This window comes from Rhodococcoides navarretei (assembly GCF_038069675.1).
GTDB classification, from domain to species: domain Bacteria; phylum Actinomycetota; class Actinomycetes; order Mycobacteriales; family Mycobacteriaceae; genus Rhodococcoides; species Rhodococcoides navarretei.
Map to the genome: position 1 here is coordinate 5,151,310 of NZ_JBBPCN010000001.1, position 15,893 is coordinate 5,167,202.

The 15,893-nt window shown below is 63.6% G+C and carries 20 protein-coding genes; 9 read left to right on the forward strand and 11 right to left on the reverse strand.

Annotated elements, in window-relative coordinates; genetic code table 11:
- Nucleotides 1-6: 6 nt before the first annotated feature.
- Nucleotides 7-567, forward strand: coding sequence for a sugar O-acetyltransferase (locus AABD04_RS24355; RefSeq protein WP_341442819.1), 561 nt, complete (start codon nucleotides 7-9; stop codon nucleotides 565-567).
- Here the strand turns inward: AABD04_RS24355 and AABD04_RS24360 are convergent.
- The gene (locus tag AABD04_RS24360) at nucleotides 559-2,142 is read right to left on the reverse strand and encodes an ABC transporter permease (protein ID WP_341442820.1); all 1,584 of its coding nucleotides are present in this window, start codon (nucleotides 2,140-2,142) and stop codon (nucleotides 559-561) included. The genes AABD04_RS24355 and AABD04_RS24360 overlap by 9 nt on opposite strands.
- The gene (locus tag AABD04_RS24365) at nucleotides 2,139-2,939 is read right to left on the reverse strand and encodes an ABC transporter ATP-binding protein (protein ID WP_374230298.1); all 801 of its coding nucleotides are present in this window, start codon (nucleotides 2,937-2,939) and stop codon (nucleotides 2,139-2,141) included. The genes AABD04_RS24360 and AABD04_RS24365 overlap by 4 nt, the downstream gene beginning before the upstream one ends.
- Before the next feature lie 36 nt (nucleotides 2,940-2,975).
- On the opposite strand from AABD04_RS24365, the gene AABD04_RS24370 reads away from it, so the two are divergent.
- Complete coding sequence (locus tag AABD04_RS24370) at nucleotides 2,976-3,779, forward strand: SDR family oxidoreductase (RefSeq protein ID WP_341442821.1); 804 nt, start codon at nucleotides 2,976-2,978, stop codon at nucleotides 3,777-3,779.
- 6 nt (nucleotides 3,780-3,785) lie between these two features.
- Here AABD04_RS24370 and AABD04_RS24375 read toward each other — a convergent pair whose 3' ends face one another.
- Together AABD04_RS24375 and AABD04_RS24380 are read right to left on the reverse strand one after the other, a co-directional pair.
- Nucleotides 3,786-4,568: a pirin family protein gene (locus AABD04_RS24375; protein WP_341442822.1), complete on the reverse strand. Its 783-nt coding sequence runs from the start codon at nucleotides 4,566-4,568 to the stop codon at nucleotides 3,786-3,788.
- Nucleotides 4,569-4,598: 30 nt separating this feature from the next.
- Nucleotides 4,599-5,117, reverse strand: a complete 519-nt coding sequence (locus AABD04_RS24380) for a VOC family protein (protein WP_121871542.1) — start codon at nucleotides 5,115-5,117, stop codon at nucleotides 4,599-4,601.
- An 87-nt stretch (nucleotides 5,118-5,204) separates the two neighbouring features.
- Here AABD04_RS24380 and AABD04_RS24385 point away from each other — a divergent pair, with 87 nt between their 5' ends.
- The 3 genes from AABD04_RS24385 to AABD04_RS24395 are packed head-to-tail and all read left to right on the forward strand — an operon-like array spanning nucleotide 5,205 to nucleotide 7,199.
- Nucleotides 5,205-5,657, forward strand: coding sequence for a MarR family winged helix-turn-helix transcriptional regulator (locus tag AABD04_RS24385; RefSeq protein WP_243609400.1), 453 nt, complete (start codon nucleotides 5,205-5,207; stop codon nucleotides 5,655-5,657).
- Complete coding sequence (locus tag AABD04_RS24390) at nucleotides 5,654-6,376, forward strand: pirin family protein (protein ID WP_341442823.1); 723 nt, start codon at nucleotides 5,654-5,656, stop codon at nucleotides 6,374-6,376. Before AABD04_RS24385 ends, AABD04_RS24390 begins: the two co-directional genes overlap by 4 nt.
- A gap of 13 nt (nucleotides 6,377-6,389) precedes the next feature.
- Entirely contained in the window at nucleotides 6,390-7,199 is an 810-nt protein-coding gene (locus tag AABD04_RS24395; RefSeq protein ID WP_341442824.1) for an alpha/beta fold hydrolase, read from the forward strand.
- Between the two features lie 2 nt (nucleotides 7,200-7,201).
- On the opposite strand, the gene AABD04_RS24400 is transcribed toward AABD04_RS24395, so the two are convergent.
- Nucleotides 7,202-7,636 (reverse strand): MarR family winged helix-turn-helix transcriptional regulator, encoded by a 435-nt coding sequence (locus AABD04_RS24400; RefSeq protein WP_341442825.1) that lies wholly within the window; start codon nucleotides 7,634-7,636, stop codon nucleotides 7,202-7,204.
- Nucleotides 7,637-7,698: 62 nt separating this feature from the next.
- On the opposite strand from AABD04_RS24400, the gene AABD04_RS24405 reads away from it, so the two are divergent.
- The 3 genes from AABD04_RS24405 (at nucleotide 7,699) to AABD04_RS24415 (ending at nucleotide 9,093) form a co-directional block, all read left to right on the forward strand.
- Entirely contained in the window at nucleotides 7,699-8,070 is a 372-nt protein-coding gene (locus AABD04_RS24405) for a VOC family protein (protein WP_341442826.1), read from the forward strand.
- A 214-nt stretch (nucleotides 8,071-8,284) separates the two neighbouring features.
- On the forward strand, nucleotides 8,285-8,872 hold the full coding sequence (locus tag AABD04_RS24410; protein ID WP_335741180.1) for an ArsR/SmtB family transcription factor: 588 nt from the start codon (nucleotides 8,285-8,287) through the stop codon (nucleotides 8,870-8,872).
- Between the two features lie 8 nt (nucleotides 8,873-8,880).
- On the forward strand, nucleotides 8,881-9,093 hold the full coding sequence (locus AABD04_RS24415) for a hypothetical protein (protein ID WP_341442827.1): 213 nt from the start codon (nucleotides 8,881-8,883) through the stop codon (nucleotides 9,091-9,093).
- A gap of 1 nt (nucleotide 9,094) precedes the next feature.
- On the opposite strand, the gene AABD04_RS24420 is transcribed toward AABD04_RS24415, so the two are convergent.
- The 5 genes from AABD04_RS24420 to AABD04_RS24440 all read right to left on the reverse strand — a co-directional run bounded on the left by AABD04_RS24420 (nucleotide 9,095) and on the right by AABD04_RS24440 (nucleotide 14,183).
- The gene (locus AABD04_RS24420) at nucleotides 9,095-9,580 is read right to left on the reverse strand and encodes a GNAT family N-acetyltransferase (protein WP_341442828.1); all 486 of its coding nucleotides are present in this window, start codon (nucleotides 9,578-9,580) and stop codon (nucleotides 9,095-9,097) included.
- Nucleotides 9,580-10,521, reverse strand: a complete 942-nt coding sequence (locus AABD04_RS24425; RefSeq protein WP_341442829.1) for a DUF808 domain-containing protein — start codon at nucleotides 10,519-10,521, stop codon at nucleotides 9,580-9,582. The genes AABD04_RS24420 and AABD04_RS24425 overlap by 1 nt, the downstream gene beginning before the upstream one ends.
- Before the next feature lie 112 nt (nucleotides 10,522-10,633).
- Entirely contained in the window at nucleotides 10,634-11,797 is a 1,164-nt protein-coding gene (locus tag AABD04_RS24430) for an NADH:flavin oxidoreductase/NADH oxidase (protein WP_243595591.1), read from the reverse strand.
- A gap of 227 nt (nucleotides 11,798-12,024) precedes the next feature.
- Complete coding sequence (locus AABD04_RS24435) at nucleotides 12,025-13,245, reverse strand: pyridoxal phosphate-dependent aminotransferase (protein ID WP_341442830.1); 1,221 nt, start codon at nucleotides 13,243-13,245, stop codon at nucleotides 12,025-12,027.
- Entirely contained in the window at nucleotides 13,242-14,183 is a 942-nt protein-coding gene (locus tag AABD04_RS24440; protein ID WP_243595593.1) for a DMT family transporter, read from the reverse strand. Before AABD04_RS24440 ends, AABD04_RS24435 begins: the two co-directional genes overlap by 4 nt.
- Between AABD04_RS24440 and AABD04_RS24445 the strand changes: the two genes are divergently transcribed.
- Nucleotides 14,182-15,576 carry an aminotransferase-like domain-containing protein gene (locus AABD04_RS24445; protein WP_335741176.1) on the forward strand — a complete coding sequence of 465 codons (1,395 nt, stop codon included), beginning with the start codon at nucleotides 14,182-14,184 and terminating at the stop codon, nucleotides 15,574-15,576. The genes AABD04_RS24440 and AABD04_RS24445 overlap by 2 nt on opposite strands.
- Here the strand turns inward: AABD04_RS24445 and AABD04_RS24450 are convergent.
- Nucleotides 15,569-15,844, reverse strand: coding sequence for a PLD nuclease N-terminal domain-containing protein (locus AABD04_RS24450; protein ID WP_243609410.1), 276 nt, complete (start codon nucleotides 15,842-15,844; stop codon nucleotides 15,569-15,571). The genes AABD04_RS24445 and AABD04_RS24450 overlap by 8 nt on opposite strands.
- Nucleotides 15,845-15,893 lie beyond the last annotated feature (49 nt).

Genomic DNA, 15,893 nt, shown 5'->3' on the forward strand with positions numbered 1-15,893 from the left:
GTCCTCATGAACGAGAACCGGGATCGAATGCTGCGCGGCGAGTTGTACCGAGAGAGTGATCCCGAGTTGGTGGCGTCTCGGGTGGCATGCAGCAAACTACTAGACCGATTCAACGCAACCGAGGCAGACCAGACCGACGCACGGCGCGAGATTCTCGGCGAGTTGCTCGGATCCATCGGATCGGACTCGTCGATCATGCCCAGATTCCAATGCGACTACGGCACTTACATTTCCATCGGATCGAATACGTTTCTCAACTACGACGCAATCCTGTTGGACTGCGCGCCGATCACCATCGGTGACGACGTATCGATCGGCCCACGGGCGCAACTGCTGACGGCGCTGCACCCGATGGAGGATCACGAGGCGCGCCGAACACGCTGGGAGAGCGCTCTTCCCATCACCATAGGAAACAACGTGTGGTTGGGTGGCGGGGTCATCGTCTGTCCAGGAGTCACCATCGGGGAGAACTCGGTGATCGGAGCCGGAAGTGTCGTCACTCGCGACGTGCCGTCGCACACCTTCGCGGCCGGCAACCCGTGTCGGGCCATTCGCGCTCTACCGTGAGATCACCTCGTGCAGGATCTTGTCGGAGTCACGGACCAACGTGTCGACGGCCACCCGCGCACCCCACCACATCCCCAGCCACCCGACGGCCGCGGCCACGGGAACGGACAGATACGCGAAGGCACCGGGGAGGAGTAGTGCCAGTAGCAGAGCGGGCAATACCGACACCGCGAGCACAACTATTGCCAGCATGAGCAGGGCGAACGAACCTCCGTTGAACGACCCTCGTGTGTTGAGAGAGAAGGCCTTGGTCGGTTCGGGAACCGGATAGGCGGCACGGACGGAGACCATGACGATGAGGCCGGCGCTGACCCCGAGCATCGACAGCGTGACCGAGATGGGGATTGCCAATCGGTCGAGTCCGAGGTCACCGAATACGCGGACGACCGCCGTGGGCACGATCGCGAAGGGTGCAGCCACGATCAGCCAGGCGAGCTGCCGGCCACGAACGTCGTCGCGCAGAGCTTGCGGAATCATCACCAGGTGCCACATCGAACCGCCGTCGAGGCCGTACAGATTCGATCCCGCGCCCATCGCCATGAAGATCACGATCCACGCGCCCCATGCTGCACTGAACGGAATCGAGTCGGTCACCAACGGACCGACTCCTCCGAGCACCGCGAAGATGAGGACCGACAGCAGCTGACTTCGACGACGCATATCGCCGCGCCACAGGGACAGCTCTCGCATCACCACCGCACCGATCCGCGATGCCCGCCAGCCGGTATCGCCGTTACGACCCCCTGCCTCCACCTGCTTCCGCGACGCGCCGTACGAGGCGGACACCCGTCCCTCGAAGAGCCGCAGCACAAGTCGCTGCCACGACCACACCACTACACCGTCGAGCAGCAACAGTCCCGCCACTGCGCCGATCGCCAGGAGCCAGTTCCCGTCCAGCGCAGCATCCACACCGGTGATTCCCCAGCTGAACGGAATCGAATGTGCCAGAGTCAGAGGCCAAGTCACTTCACCCGATAGCACCCGCGAGAAGTTCTGGGTGATGGGGAACTGCAGGAAGTACAGTCCGCCGAACACCGCACCGAACGCCAGCAGAGCGAACTCTCGACTACGTCGACTCTTCAGTAGCTGAGACATCGCCACGGTGACCACTCTGGACAGTGACACGAAGAGCACCACGGTCGCGGGCCAAGCCACCAGAGCGACCGGAAGTGCTGCGAGGGAACGGGACACGGCATAGATCGGGATCGACGCAGTCGCAATGGCCGTCAACGGCACCACCATGCCGAACGCCGACGTGCCCAACAACGCACGAGCCAGGCGTGCAGGTTCGACCGACAGCATCTGGAAGTGGCGGGGCTGGATGTTGTCGTCGGAGATTCCCGAGAGCACCGGGAACAGCACCCAGCTCAGGCCGATCAGGGTCAGCCCGAGGCTCGCGGTGCCGCCGACCAACACCTGCGAGTCTCCACTGCGCGCAGACAACACACATGCCACGACCGCGAATACCAGTCCCAGCAACCCGAACACGGCTTTCACCACTGCTTGCCCGCCCTTGAACTGCCTGCGGTAGAGCGTGATTCGCATCTGCAGGACGGTGCGGCCCAGGGACGTCACGAGCGCATCCAGGACAGGCCGTCGGGGTTCTGCTCGCGAGTACCCACCAGGCGAACGAAGGCGTCGTCCAGGCTTCCCCCCGCACGGACCTCGTCCACCGTTCCCGCGGCCACGACGCGGCCGCCGGTGATGACGCCGACGTGGGTGCAGAGCTGCTCGACGAGGGCCATCACGTGGCTCGACAGAATCACCGAGCCGCCGGACCGGACGAATTGGATCAGAATGTTGCGAATGGTGGTGGAGGAGATGGGGTCGACCGCCTCGAACGGTTCGTCCAGCACCAGTAGCCGTGGACCGTGCAGCAATGCCGAGGCCAGTCCGATCTTCTTGGTCATGCCCGCGGAGTAGTCGGCGATGACGGTTCCCCCGGCATCCGCCAGATCCAGCGCGTCCAGCAGCTCGTCTCGACGCTGTGCGATCACGTCCTCCGGCATCGCGCGCAGTCGTCCGAAGTACGTCAGCAGCTCGTGGCCGGTGAACTGCGAGGGCAGAGCGAGCCCGTCGGGAAGCACGCCCAACAGTTCTTTTGCGGCGATGGGATCGGCCCAGACATCTCGTCCGAACACCAGACTTCGGCCGTACTGTGGCCTGAGCAGACCGACCGCCATGGACAGGCACGTCGTCTTACCTGCGCCGTTCGGGCCGACGAGGCCGAACATCGATCCGGGTGGAACCATCAGCGAGAGGTCGTCGACGGCAACCTTGGGGCCGAAGGCCATACACAGGTGCTCGATCAGCAGGGCGGCAGAGTTCGTTTGCACGGGTAACAGACTAACCGGTATGGGCTGATTCGTCATGCGGTACGAACCGACTGCACCGGTACCATTCCGGACATGAATCGCACCGCAGTGGTCACCGGAGCTTCGTCGGGTATCGGACGCGCGGTCGCGCAGGCGCTCGTCGCCCGGGGCTATCGAGTGATCGGCACGTCCCGTAATCCGGCATCGATGACCGACGCCCAGCGGGCCACCGGCGTCGAGTATCGCGCTCTCGATCTCACCGAAGCCGACTCGATCCGCACCTTCGTCGCCGATCTCGGTGACGTCGACGTCCTGGTCAACAACGCCGGTGAGAGTCAGTCCGGTCCGTTCGAGGAACTGCCGACCGACGCCATCGAGCGACTGTTCCAGTTGAACGTCTTCGGCGCAGTGACGCTGTCGCAGAGCGTCATTCCCGGCATGCGTGCGCGCGGGTACGGCCGCATCGTCATGGTCGGCTCGATGCTGGCCAGCTTCCCGCTCGCCTACCGCTCGTCCTACGCCTCGACGAAGGCCGCCATCAAGGGCTTCTCCGACGCGGCACGCCTGGAACTGTCGCCCTACGGCGTGTGGATGACCACCGTCGAGCCGGGATCGATCAACACCGGAATCAGCGAGCGGCGAACCAAGTACATCGCACCGGATTCGGTCCACCGAGACGACTTCCACACCGCGATCTCATCCCTGGACCGCAAAGAAGGAACCGGCATCTCCGCCGAGGATGTCGCCGAGGTGGTGCTGAAGGCCATCGAGGCGGACAGGCCGAAACCGTTGTACGCCAGGGGCAGCAACGCACCTGTCGTATTTCTTGCGCGGCGGCTGCTGCCTGCGACGTTCATGGAGAAGACGATCGCGAAGATGTTCGGTCTGAAGAGATAGCAGACCTCACCCGGCGATCGCGGCGTGCATCTCCCACACGATCACTTCGGCTCCGGTTGCGGTGCTCAGCTTCTGCCCGCCGCCTCCGGAGATCCGTACCGCGTCGCCCTCGGCGAGTACGCCGACTCCCTCGAGCATCGCTTCACCCTCGGCGACGAAGATGTGCACGAACGGCGCGTCGGGCACATCGACCGGGGCTTGCCCTGGCTGCAGACGGGCAGCGTGCATGGCGGCGTACTTGTTCTTGATGCGGATCGCCGCGTGGTCGGCGTGATGAGCCATGCCTGACGCCACGGGAACCAGTCCGCCACTGAGCAATTCGCCGTCGATTTCGAGCTGCTCGTAGCCCGGGGTGATGCCCTGCTCGTCCGGGACCACCCACATCTGCACGAAGCGAACGGGATCGCCGTGCTTGCCCGAGTACGAGCCGGCGGTCTCACCGAGTCGCCACGAATCGTTCTTCTCGGAGTGCAGGATTCCCGTACCTGCGCTCATCCGCTGCGCGAGACCGGGGTAGATGACGCCGGTATGGCCCATCGAATCCTGGTGCACCAGCGAACCCTGCAGGACCCAGGTGACGATTTCCATGTCGCGGTGCGGATGGGTGTCGAATCCCTGACCGGGAGTGACGATGTCGTCGTTGTTGACCATCAGGACACCGTGGTGGGTGTTGCCACGGTCGAAGTGGTTGCCGAAGGAGAAGGAGTGCTTGGAGTCGAGCCAGCCGATCCTGGTCTTGAATCGGTCTTCGGCTCGACGGACGTCGAGTGTGGTTGCTGCAGAGGTCATGTCATTGCCTCGGATCTCGAAGTGTGGGGGTCAGAGAACGTGCGAGCCGTACATCTCACCGAGTGGATCGGCGATCAGTTCCAGGCGGGCACCGTCGGGGTCGCGGAAGTACAGGGAGACCTCGCTGTGCTCGATCAGTTCGACTCCGGCGTCGATCAGCTTGGAACGCAGGTGTTCCCACCTGGTGGGCTCGACACTGATCGCCACGTGATGGAGACCGCCGAGCACCTCTGCGTAGGGTCCGACATCGAGGCCGGGAAAATCGAAGAACGCCAACAGGTTGCTGTTGCCGATATCGAAGAAGAAGTGCGAAGACCCGGGATAGTCACGGTTCTCGATGAGCTCGGTGAGCGGAAACTCGAGCAGATCCTGGTAGAAGCGGACCGTTGCTTCGACGTCGCTGCTGACCAATGCGGTGTGATGGAGGCCGCGAGCCGAGGAAGCAGGCCGCTCACCGGCAGGCTTCAGGTGCTGCCGACGAATGCGTTCCCGCTGCTCTTCGTGTTCCTGCGCGCGGCGTGTCTCTTCGGCAGTCAGTTCGTTGGTCATCGCTCCACCCTCCAGGGTCAAGTAGTTGCTTCGTCAACTACTGAGAACAGTACACCTGCTAGTTGCGTTGTCAACTACTATGGGCGCATGGATTCACCACGGTGGCTGAGCAAGGACGAACAGCGGGCCTGGCGCGCATACCTCGACGCAACGCGGCTGTTGCTTCGCGATCTCGACAATCAGCTCACGCGCGACTCCGGGATCTCGTTCACCGACTTCGAGTTGCTGGTCGTGCTTTCCGAAGCGCCCGATCGCCGACGCCGCATGAGCGAACTCGCCGACGCCGTCACCACCACTCGCAGCGGCGTGACAAGGGCCATCAGTCGACTGGTCGACTGCGGCTGGGTCCGGCGCGTCAAGTGCGACGACGACAAGCGAGGAATGTCTGCCGAACTCACAGAGGCCGGCATGAACACCCTCGCCGCCGCCAGCCCCGGGCACGTCGAAGCGGTACGGAAGAACATGTTCGATCTGATCGACCCCAACGATCTCGCGGCCGTCACACGTACATTCTCGGCAATGCGGGACAACGCGTCGTGACCCTCACCCACATTCCCAGCGAACAACGGCATCACTGGTGGAACGAATGGCTCGATTCCAGGCAGTCTTTCCCCGCCACCGGAAACTATGATCTGACGGCCAATGCGCATGGACTGTTGATGGTGCACAACGAGGACATGGTGTCCCCGGGCGAGGGGTTCGACTCCCATCAGCACGAGAACATGGAGATTCTCACCTGGGTACTCGAGGGAACGCTCGAACACACGGATTCCGAGGGTCATTCCGGGCTGATCCGCCCCGGGCTGATTCAGCGAATGAGTGCGGGCACCGGCATTCGCCACACCGAACGCAACGCATCCAGCCTGACCGGCCGCGACAAGCTACGCGTCGTGCAGATGTGGATCCCACCCGATACCGACGGGAGGGTGCCGTCGTACGACGAGCGCGACGTCCGAGACGAGTTGGCGAACGGCGAGCTCGTCTGCGTGGCATCGGGAATCCCAGGAAGAAGTGGAGTGAACATCGGCAATCGCTTTGCGGCACTTCACGTTGCGCGACTCGAGACCGGACAGTCGATCACCGTTCCCGACGCACCGTTCGGTCACGTCTTCGTCGCCGACGGTTCGGCAGTGTTCGAGGACATCGGCAACCTGGCCCAGGGCGACGCGGTGCGACTGACCTCGACCGGCGGGCACCGTGTGACAGCATCGACCGCGAGCGAAATCATGATCTGGGAAATGCACGCCACATTCGCCTGAGGGAGTTTCGACCATGCCGACCGTCATCACCGACGATGCCGTCACCCTGAACTATCTCGACGAGGGCACCGGCCCGGCCGTTGTTCTGATCGCCGGATTCTGCGCGCCCGCGACCACCTGGGTGCTACAGCAGAAGGCGTTGGTGGCGAACGGATATCGGGTGTTGGCGCTCGATCGACGAGGGCACGGTGCCTCGGAGGCACCGACACACGGCGCGTCCATGGAGCGGCACGGGCGCGATGTGGCCAATTTCCTCGCGGCCGTGGGAGTCACGGACGTCGTCCTGATCGGCGGGTCGATGGGAGCGAGCACTGTCTGGTCGTACGTCTCGCAGTTCGCCACCGAGCACGTGCGAGCGATCGTGTCGGTCGATCAGACACCGAAGATGGTGAACAGCGACGATTGGCCCAACGGTTTCTACGGCCTCACCGAGGACAACCGAACCACGTTCTTCGACAACGGAATACCAGATACCGGCCACGGCCGACCCCAGTGGAAATCGATACCGTCGCTGTTGAAGCTGATACTCGCACTGAAGGCAATGCCGAAGATGGCGTCACCCGACACCCCACCGATGAAGGCTCTGCTCGCCGATCATGCTGCGCAGGATTGGCGCTCGACCATCGCGGGCATCGACAAGCCGTACCTCATGATGGCCGGACGCGACAGCCAGTTCTGGCCTGCTGCACATGCTTCCGAGTCCGCGAAACTCAATTCGCTCGGTCGGTCGGTGGTCTCGAGAAACTGCGGTCACGCCGCGAACATGGACCGACCGAACGAGTTCAACACGGCGATGCTGGGGTTCCTCGACTCGATCGAGTGACATCACGAGGTTCGGTTCCCGTCCAACGCCTCAGCGCAGGCAACAAGATTGCGATGCAACACTTCTCGCTCCTGCGCGGACAGTGAGGTGATCATGGTGCGTTCCACGTCGGCAACTGCGGCAGATGCTTGCCGCAGTCGTTCGATTCCCCGCTTCGTCACGTACAAACGCTGGTCTCGACCGCCGCCCTCGATCTCCACCAGGCCGTCGCGCGTGAGCCCGGCCAACAGCTGATGGGTTGCTTGCCGGCTGACGAACACCGCGCGAGCGAGCTCTGCATTGGACAATCCCGGCTTGTGCGCGAGGAGTTCGAGGCTGGAGTACTGCGAGACGGTGATATCGAGATCGCGTAGACAATCGTCCATTGCCGAACGCAGGGCGGAGGTGGCTCGCTTGAGGGCGTAACCGATCGAGGTGTCGACGTTTACTTGACTCATGTCAATATCTTGACATACGTTGAACTCGTCAAGAACTTGACGAACCACCGAAAGGAACCAACATGACCACCCCTACCGTCTCCGGACCGAGCTTCCTCTCCTTGCAAGTACGCGACCTCGCCGTCAGTGCAGACTTCTACGAGAGCCGACTCGGCCTGGCCCGCGCACCGCAGGCACCCCCGGGCGCGGTGGTGTTCACGACCTCGCCGATACCGTTCGCGGTCCGAAACCCCGCTGCCGAAACCGATCTCGACAGCGGACAGCCGGGACTCGGGGTTGCGCTGTGGCTCGAATGCGACGACGCCGAGGCGCTGCACGAGACACTGGTCGCCGCTGACGTCACCATCCTCACGGCACCCTTCGACGGACCGTTCGGGAAGACCTTCGTCCTGCAAGACCCCGACGGATACGCCGTGACCGTGCACAGCGGCTAGTACCGTCGCCCCATGTCGAACCGCCTGATCGACCGCCTGATCGAGGCAGCCAACGCACCTCGACGAGCTGCGAAGCCGCCCGGTCCGATCCTGCACGCCTTCACCAGTCGTGGTTGGACTCGGAGCTCTTCTGATCGTGTTCCTGCAGGAGCGGTCCACGGCGTAATTCCGAAAGAACTATTGCGAAACTTTTCTTTCGGGTTATGGTTGGTGCATGAGCCCACCCCCACCGCCCCGGACACCACGCAAGCTGACGGACATGTCCGAGCTCAAGGCGCTGACGCACCCGATTCGGCTGCGCTTGCTCTACGCATTGCGGGCCAACAAGTCGATGACAGCGACTCAGCTCGGCGATCTGGTGGACGAGTCGCCCGCGTCGGTGAGCTATCACCTGCGCAAACTTGCCGAACACGGGTTCGTGAAAGAGGTCGAGAACGGATCGGACAAGCGTCAGCGCTGGTGGTCGGAGGCCAACGAGGAAGGGTTCAGCTGGTCCGAGAACGACTTCTCCGATTCGCCGGAGTCGTTGTCGGTTGCCAAGGCGTCCAAGGACTCCTGGTTGGCGCACCAGTGGTCTCGGCTACGCGATTTCGATCGGACATCTGAATCCTGGGGGCCGGAGTGGGTCTCGGCTGCCTTCAGCACCGACAACGTCCTGCGACTGACAGCGAGCGAAACCGCCGAGATGGACGTGGAATTACGTGCCGTCGTGGACAGGTGGCGTCGACACGGGGAAACCGCGACCTCGGGGGAGCGCGAACACGTCATGGTTCTGATGCACGGATTCCCCACGACACCATAGGAGTTGGCATGTATCCGTTCGATCCGCACACATACCTCTTCATCATCAAGCACGATCGCGCGCAGCGACTACTTCGGTCCGAGCGCCGCAGACTCGCTGCTGCGCAGAAACGCCTGCGGCGCGATGAACTCCGCGTTCAGAAGGCATGGGACGAGTTGACAGCATCGCTCGCCGACGTTTCTGCATCGGAGCGACGAGTTCTCGAGCTGGCGCGAGGCTGATTCAGCGGAGAGATTTTTCGAACCACACCTCGGCAAAGGGTTCATTGTTGAACGCGCGCACCTCCTGGTAGCCGAGCTTTGCGTACAGCCGCCGCGCTTCCACCAGATCTGCCCTGGTGTCCAAACGAATACTCGTACGGTGCGACTGCTGGACGAATCCTTCGAGAAACTCGACTATCGACGCTCCGACACCGCTGCCCCGTGCCGAGGTATCGACGAACAACCGCGTCAGCTCTGCGGTGTCGTCGGACACGAAACGGATGCCTCCACAACCGACCAGCTCCGACCCCAGATACGCGACGACCAACAGGCCCGAATCTCCAGTGAGGTCGTCGCTCGGTTCGTCGATCAAGGCTCGAAGCACTTCGTCGTCCGACGCTTCTCGACCGTGGAAGCGCCCGACCACATCGACGTAATAGCGAAACAGGATCTCGGAAGCCGGCTCCGAGGCTGGATGAACGACGGCGAATGTGGCAGCGAGAGCCACTACTTTGCGGCAGCCCGCTTGGCGAGCGCCTTCGAGATCCCCAGCTGCGCAGCGACGATGATGCCGCCCACGATCGCGCCGATGACCGCCGACGCGAGGGTGTTGACGATCCACGCCAGCACTCCGCCGATGCCGGCCACTCCGCGGACTGCGTCTTCGCCGTGGTGCACGAGTTCGTAGATGGGGTGGAATCCGAGCTCGTCGATGCCGACGAGCAGGATGTGTCCACCGACCCAGAGCATCGCTGCGGTACCGACGACCGACAGCACCGACATGACCTTGGGCATGCCCTTGACCAGGCCTCGGCCGAACTTCTCGACGAACCCGGTGGAGCCGTCGGCCAGTTTCAGACCGATGTCGTCCATCTTGACGATCAGCGCGACGACTCCATACACGACGATCGTGATGACCACGGCGACGACCGCGAGGATGATCAGTCGACTCCAGAAGCCCTCTGCAGCAATGGTGTCCAGCGCGATAACCATGATCTCGGCGGACAGAATCAGATCGGTGCGTACCGCTCCGGAGACCACGGTGTCCTCGTCGCGCGGCTCGTCCTCGGCGGCGGCGTGATGGTCGCCGTGACCGAACAGTGCGCCCCAGATCTTGTGCGCGGCCTCGTAGCTGAGGTAGCACCCGCCGAGCATGAGAATCGGCGTGAGCAGCCACGGCACGAACTGACTGAGCAGCAGCGCGATCGGCAGGATGATCAGCAGCTTGTTCCGCAACGAGCCCACGGCGATGCGTTTGATGATGGGCAGTTCACGCTCGGCTGCGAGACCACGAACGTACTGCGGCGTCACCGCTGCGTCGTCGATCACGACGCCTGCTGCCTTGGCCGTCGCCTTACCGGTCGCTGCACCGACATCGTCGATGGATGCCGCGGCCAGACGAGCCAGCGCTGCCACGTCGTCGAGCAGGGCTACGAGTCCGCCGGCCATCACAAACCTCCGCTTCGATACGAGAACACCGCTGGGCTCCTCATGATGCGAGCCCTTGGAACCCTACCGTCCGCAGGTGGTCTGTGATCGCCGTCCGGCCCCCTCCTGGTTACTACGCGATCTTGCGCTCCTGTTCGACCTCGACGACCTTCGCCGGCGGCAATCCGATGCTCGGGTCGTGTCCTCGGAAATTCTTCAGCCACCAGCTCCAGTCCTCGGGCACCAGCGAGAACGGGTCACCATGGCCGAGCTCGCGTGCAGCCCACACCGGCCAGTGCGGGTTGGCCAACGCCGGACGACCGAGCAACACCACGTCGATTTTGCCGTCGCGGATCACGGTGTCCGCATTTTCCGGAACTCCCAGATTCCAGCTGCAGGTCACCGGGATATCCAGCTCACGCTTGACCCGTGCGGCCCGCTCGACCATGAACCCCATGTCGCCGAACGGCGGGTCCACCATGTCGTCGGTATTGAAGCCCAGGCTGACGTCGGCCATGTCCAGGCCGTGTTCCTTCATCCATCCGATGGCGATCATGGATTCGTCGAACTGAACCCCGTCCGGGTGGTGGTCGTCCGAGCCCAATCGCATGGTGAGCGGGAACTTCTCGGGCCACACCTCGCGCACCGCGTCGAGTGCCTCGAGGTGGAACCGTGCCCGGTTCTCCAAGCTTCCGCCGTACTGGTCGGTGCGCTGGTTCGCCAGTGGGGAGAAGAAGCTGGCCCCGAGGTAGCCGTGCGCGTAGTGCATTTCGAGCCATTCGTACCCCGCCTCCGCAGCTCGGACGGCTGCGTCGGCGTAGCTCTGGTGGATGGCCTTGATCTCGGGCACGGTGAGTTCGTGGACGGGAAACGAGTGGTCGCCGCCGTAGGGAATCGCCGACGGCGCAACACATTCCCAACCGTCGGGATGGTCTGCCGGAAGCTGGTGTCCGCCCTGCCACGGCGGCACTTCGCTGCCCTTGCGTCCGGTGTGACCCAACTGAATCGCCGGCACCGAACCCATCTGCTTGATCATCGACGCCACGCGAGCGTGACCCTCGATCTGATCGTCGTCGTAGATTCCGGCGCACCCGGGAGTGGTGCGTCCGTCGGGCGTGATCGCCACCTGTTCCGGGAACACCATCCCGAAACCGCCGGCTGCGCGCGCACCGAGATACATGAGATGAAAGTCGTTCATCTTTCCGTCGACGGCGCGATACATCGTCATCGGCGACATGGCGATTCGATTTCGAAGCGTCACCCCTTTGAGGGTGAACGGGCTGAAGAGATCCGGCATGACGGTGGTCCTTTCCTGAGTGATACCACCTCACCACCTGGCACGTTTCGATCTACTACATCGATGCTGCACGTCGGTGACAGTTTTCTCACCGTCCCACTCACCTGAGTGTGAGGGCCGGTGTGCAGTTTCCTGTACGCACAGTGCTGCTGATGATCCGCCTACCTCTCACCGCCGCCTTCGACTGCTCGATCGAGGAACTGTTCGAGCCGGATCAGAGCTGATCGTTACTGCCTGTACGAGCTCATGAAATTACCCAGACGCTCGAGCGCCGTTCCGAGATCATCCACGTTGGGCAAGGTCACGAGCCGGAAGTGATCGGGCACATCCCAATTGAACGCACGGCCGTGGCTGACGAGGATCTTCTCGGATTCGAGGAGGTCGAGGACGAACTTCTCGTCGTCGACGATCCCGAAACGTTCGGTGTCGAGTTTCGGGAACATGTAGAGCGCACCCGCCGCCTGCACGCAGCTGATTCCGTCGATCGAGTTGAGCATGCGATGCGCCAGGTCGCGCTGCGCGGTCAGCCTGCCCGCCGGGAGCAGCAGATCCTCGATCGACTGTCTCCCGCCGAGCGCGGTCTGTATTGCATGTTGCGCCGGTACATTCGCGCACATGCGCATGTTGGACAGCAGCGTGATGCCCTCGATGAAACTTGCCGCACGTCGACGAGGGCCGGTGATCGCCAACCATCCGGCCCGAAATCCACAGACCCGGTATGCCTTCGACAGGCCCGAGTACGTCAGGCACAGAACATCTTTGCCCGTCAGAGTCGCGAGATTGGTCATCTCCGCACCGTCGTAGACGATCTTCTCGTAGATCTCGTCGGCGAGCAGAATCAGATCGTGCTTGCGTGCCAGGTCGACGAATCGCTGCAGTGCGTCGCGTGGGTACACCGCGCCGGTCGGGTTGTTGGGGTTGATCACCACGATTGCACGGGTGCGGGGCGTGATCTTGGCTTCGAGGTCCTCGAAGTCCGGGGCCCAGTCCTGGCTTTCGTCGGCCAGATAATGGACGGGTACGCCTCCGGCGAGGGCCACCGAACCCGTCCACAACGGATAGTCGGGGGAGGGAATGAGGATCTCGTCCTCCGGGTTGCACAGAGCCTGCATCGTCATCGTGATCAATTCCGATACCCCGTTGCCGAGATAGACGTCGCCGACATCGAGATCCGTCAAACCTTTGGTCTGGTAGTACTGGACCACCGCGGTGCGGGCGGAGAACAGGCCTCGGGAATCCGAATACCCCTGTGCCGTAGGAAGGTTGCGGATCATGGCCATCATGATCTCGTCCGGTGCCTCGAAACCGAACGGGGCGGGGTTGCCGACGTTGAGTCGCAGGATTGCGTGACCCTGCTCCTCGAGTTCTTCGGTTTTGTCCAGAATGCGGCCACGAATGTCGTAGCGCACGTTCTCGAGCTTGCGCGCCTGATCGATCGATTTCGTCATCTCGAAAACTCCTCCTGCCGAACGGTCGGCGACATCCGGGTCCGGACCGCCACTGTTGCACACACGATGACCGCCGCTCCACCCACGAGCACCGGCCACGTCAAGCCCTCGCGCAGGATGATCGCGGCCCAGCAGATGGTCAGCACAGGTTGGATCAACTGGACCTGGCTGACGCCGGCCATCGGGCCGATCGCCAGTCCCCGATACCAGGCGAAGAACCCGAGATACATGCTCACCACCGCCAGGTAGCCGAAGGCAGCCCACTCGGATGCCCCTGCTGTCGACGGTTGCTGCCACCACGCGAGCGCGGCCATCGCACCGGTGACCGGCACGGACACCACCAGGGCCCAGGACACCGTCTGCCACGCACCGAGTTCTCGCGCCAACAGCCCACCCTCGGCGTATCCCACCGCTGCGGCGACCACGGCTCCGAGCAGCAACAGATCCGACCACTGCAATCCCGTCACCTGTCCGCCTTGCAGGGCAGCGAATCCGATTGCGACGGCAGCCCCCACGCCTGCAACCAACCAGAACATCGGCCGGACCGGTTGCCGTTCGCGGACGACAGCGACGACGGCGGTGGCCGCCGGGAGCAATGCGATGACGACGGCGCTGTGTCCCGCCGATGCGGTGGTGAGGGCGTACGAGGTGAGCACCGGAAAACCGATGACGACACCGGCTGCGATCACCGCCAGTCGAATCCATTGCCGCCCTCGGGGAAGCCGTTGCGCCGTCGCGGCCAGCGCAACCGCAGCCAATGCCGCCGCGACCACAGCGCGTCCGGAGCCGACGAAGAGCGGGGACAGGCCCCCGGTGACGGCGACGCGGGTCAGCGGCACCGTGAACGAGAACGCCGTGACGCCGGCGAGGCCCCAGAGCAGACCGGCGCGGGATAGCAGACCCGTTCCAGTTCGAGTAGCGCTACTATGCTGTGTCATGTCCGACGATAGCAGCTCCCGGATCGTGTCTGCACTGAGAAGTTGGATTGCGACTGCGCCTCCGGAAGCCCGGCTGCCGTCCACCCGCGCCCTGGTGGCCGAGCATTCGGCGAGCCCGGTCACGGTGCAGAAAGCCCTGCGCACCCTCATCTCGCAGGGCGTCATCGAAAGCCGTCCTGGCGTCGGCACATTCGTCAGAACGGTGCGCACGGCCCGCCCCAACGACTATGGATGGCAGACCGCAGCGCTGGGGGCACCGGACAACCGTCTGCAATTGCCTGCGGCTCTGCAGTCGACATCCAGTGATGTGATCGCATTGCATTCGGGCTATCCGGCCCGGGAGTTGTTGCCGGAGCGGCTCGTTCACGCTGCCTTCACCCGCGCCTCCCGCACCGACTCGGTGATCGCCCGACCACCCACCGCCGGTCTGCCGGAACTGCGGGCCTGGTTCGCCGCCGAGTTGGGGGCGTCGACCCCGTTGGGTATCACGCCACCGTCGGCCAGTGACGTGGTCATCATCCCCGGCAGCCAGACCGGACTCAGCACTGCCTTTCGAGCGCTGGTCGGTGCCGGCAGGCCGTTGCTCATGGAGTCGCCGACGTATTGGGGTGCGATCCTTGCCGCTACGCAGGCCGGCGTCCGCGTCGTACCGATACCCAGCGGCGTCGACGGTCCGGACCCCGACGCGCTCGCTCGGGCATTCGCGCACACCGGTGCTCGGGCGTTCTATGCCCAACCGACATTCGCCAGCCCCACCGGAGCACAGTGGTCGCCCTCATTGTCCGAGCAGGTTCTCGACACTGTTCGACGCCACGGCGCGTTCCTGATCGAGGACGACTCGGCCCATGATTTCGGCATCACCTCGGAGCCGAATCCGCTGGCCGCACGAGACGACGCCGGGCATGTCGTCTACCTTCGCTCCCTCACCAAGACGGTGTCACCGTCGGTTCGCTTGGCGGGCTTGATCGCTCGCGGACCGGCCCACGAACGCATCCTCGCCGATACGGGAGCCGAATCGATGTACGTCAGCGGGATTCTGCAAGCCGTCGCACTCGATGTGGTGACGCAGCCGGCCTGGCGTACCCACCTGCGGCGGTTGCGCGCGCAGTTGGCCTCGCGTCGAGACTTGTTGGCGAACAGCCTCATCGAATTCGCTCCGCGTGGCCATCTCGACGCAGTGCCGCGTGGTGGGCTCAATCTCTGGATGCGCCTGCGCGACGACTCCGATCTGGAACGTATTGTGCAGGAGTGTAAGTCGGCGGGTGTGATCGTCGGGGCCGGAGACGACTACTTTCCCGCCGAGCCCACCGGAAAGTACCTTCGCCTCAACTACGCCGGCCCCAACCCCGGTGAGTTCGCCGACGCGGCGCGCACGATCGGGTCGATCATCTGAGGCCGTTGGAGGCATCGACGGCGAACGTCGACTTCCGACCCCACACGAACCAGACCAGCGGACCGAGGAACGGGAACGCGAGTACGACGAAGATCCACACTGCCCGGCCGGCGACTGTGTAGTTGGGCGAGCGGATGATGCTGACCAGCGCCGCAACGAACAGTACGACCGCGCCGAGCACCGCCACCAGAACGATGGTTCCCACACCCCAGCCCAGCACCTGCTCGGTGGTGGACGGTTGCTGAGACAGAAGTGTTGCGGCGTGCATGATGGTTCCTCCGATATCGCTGTGTCGTTGACCTGAACAACGTTACGAA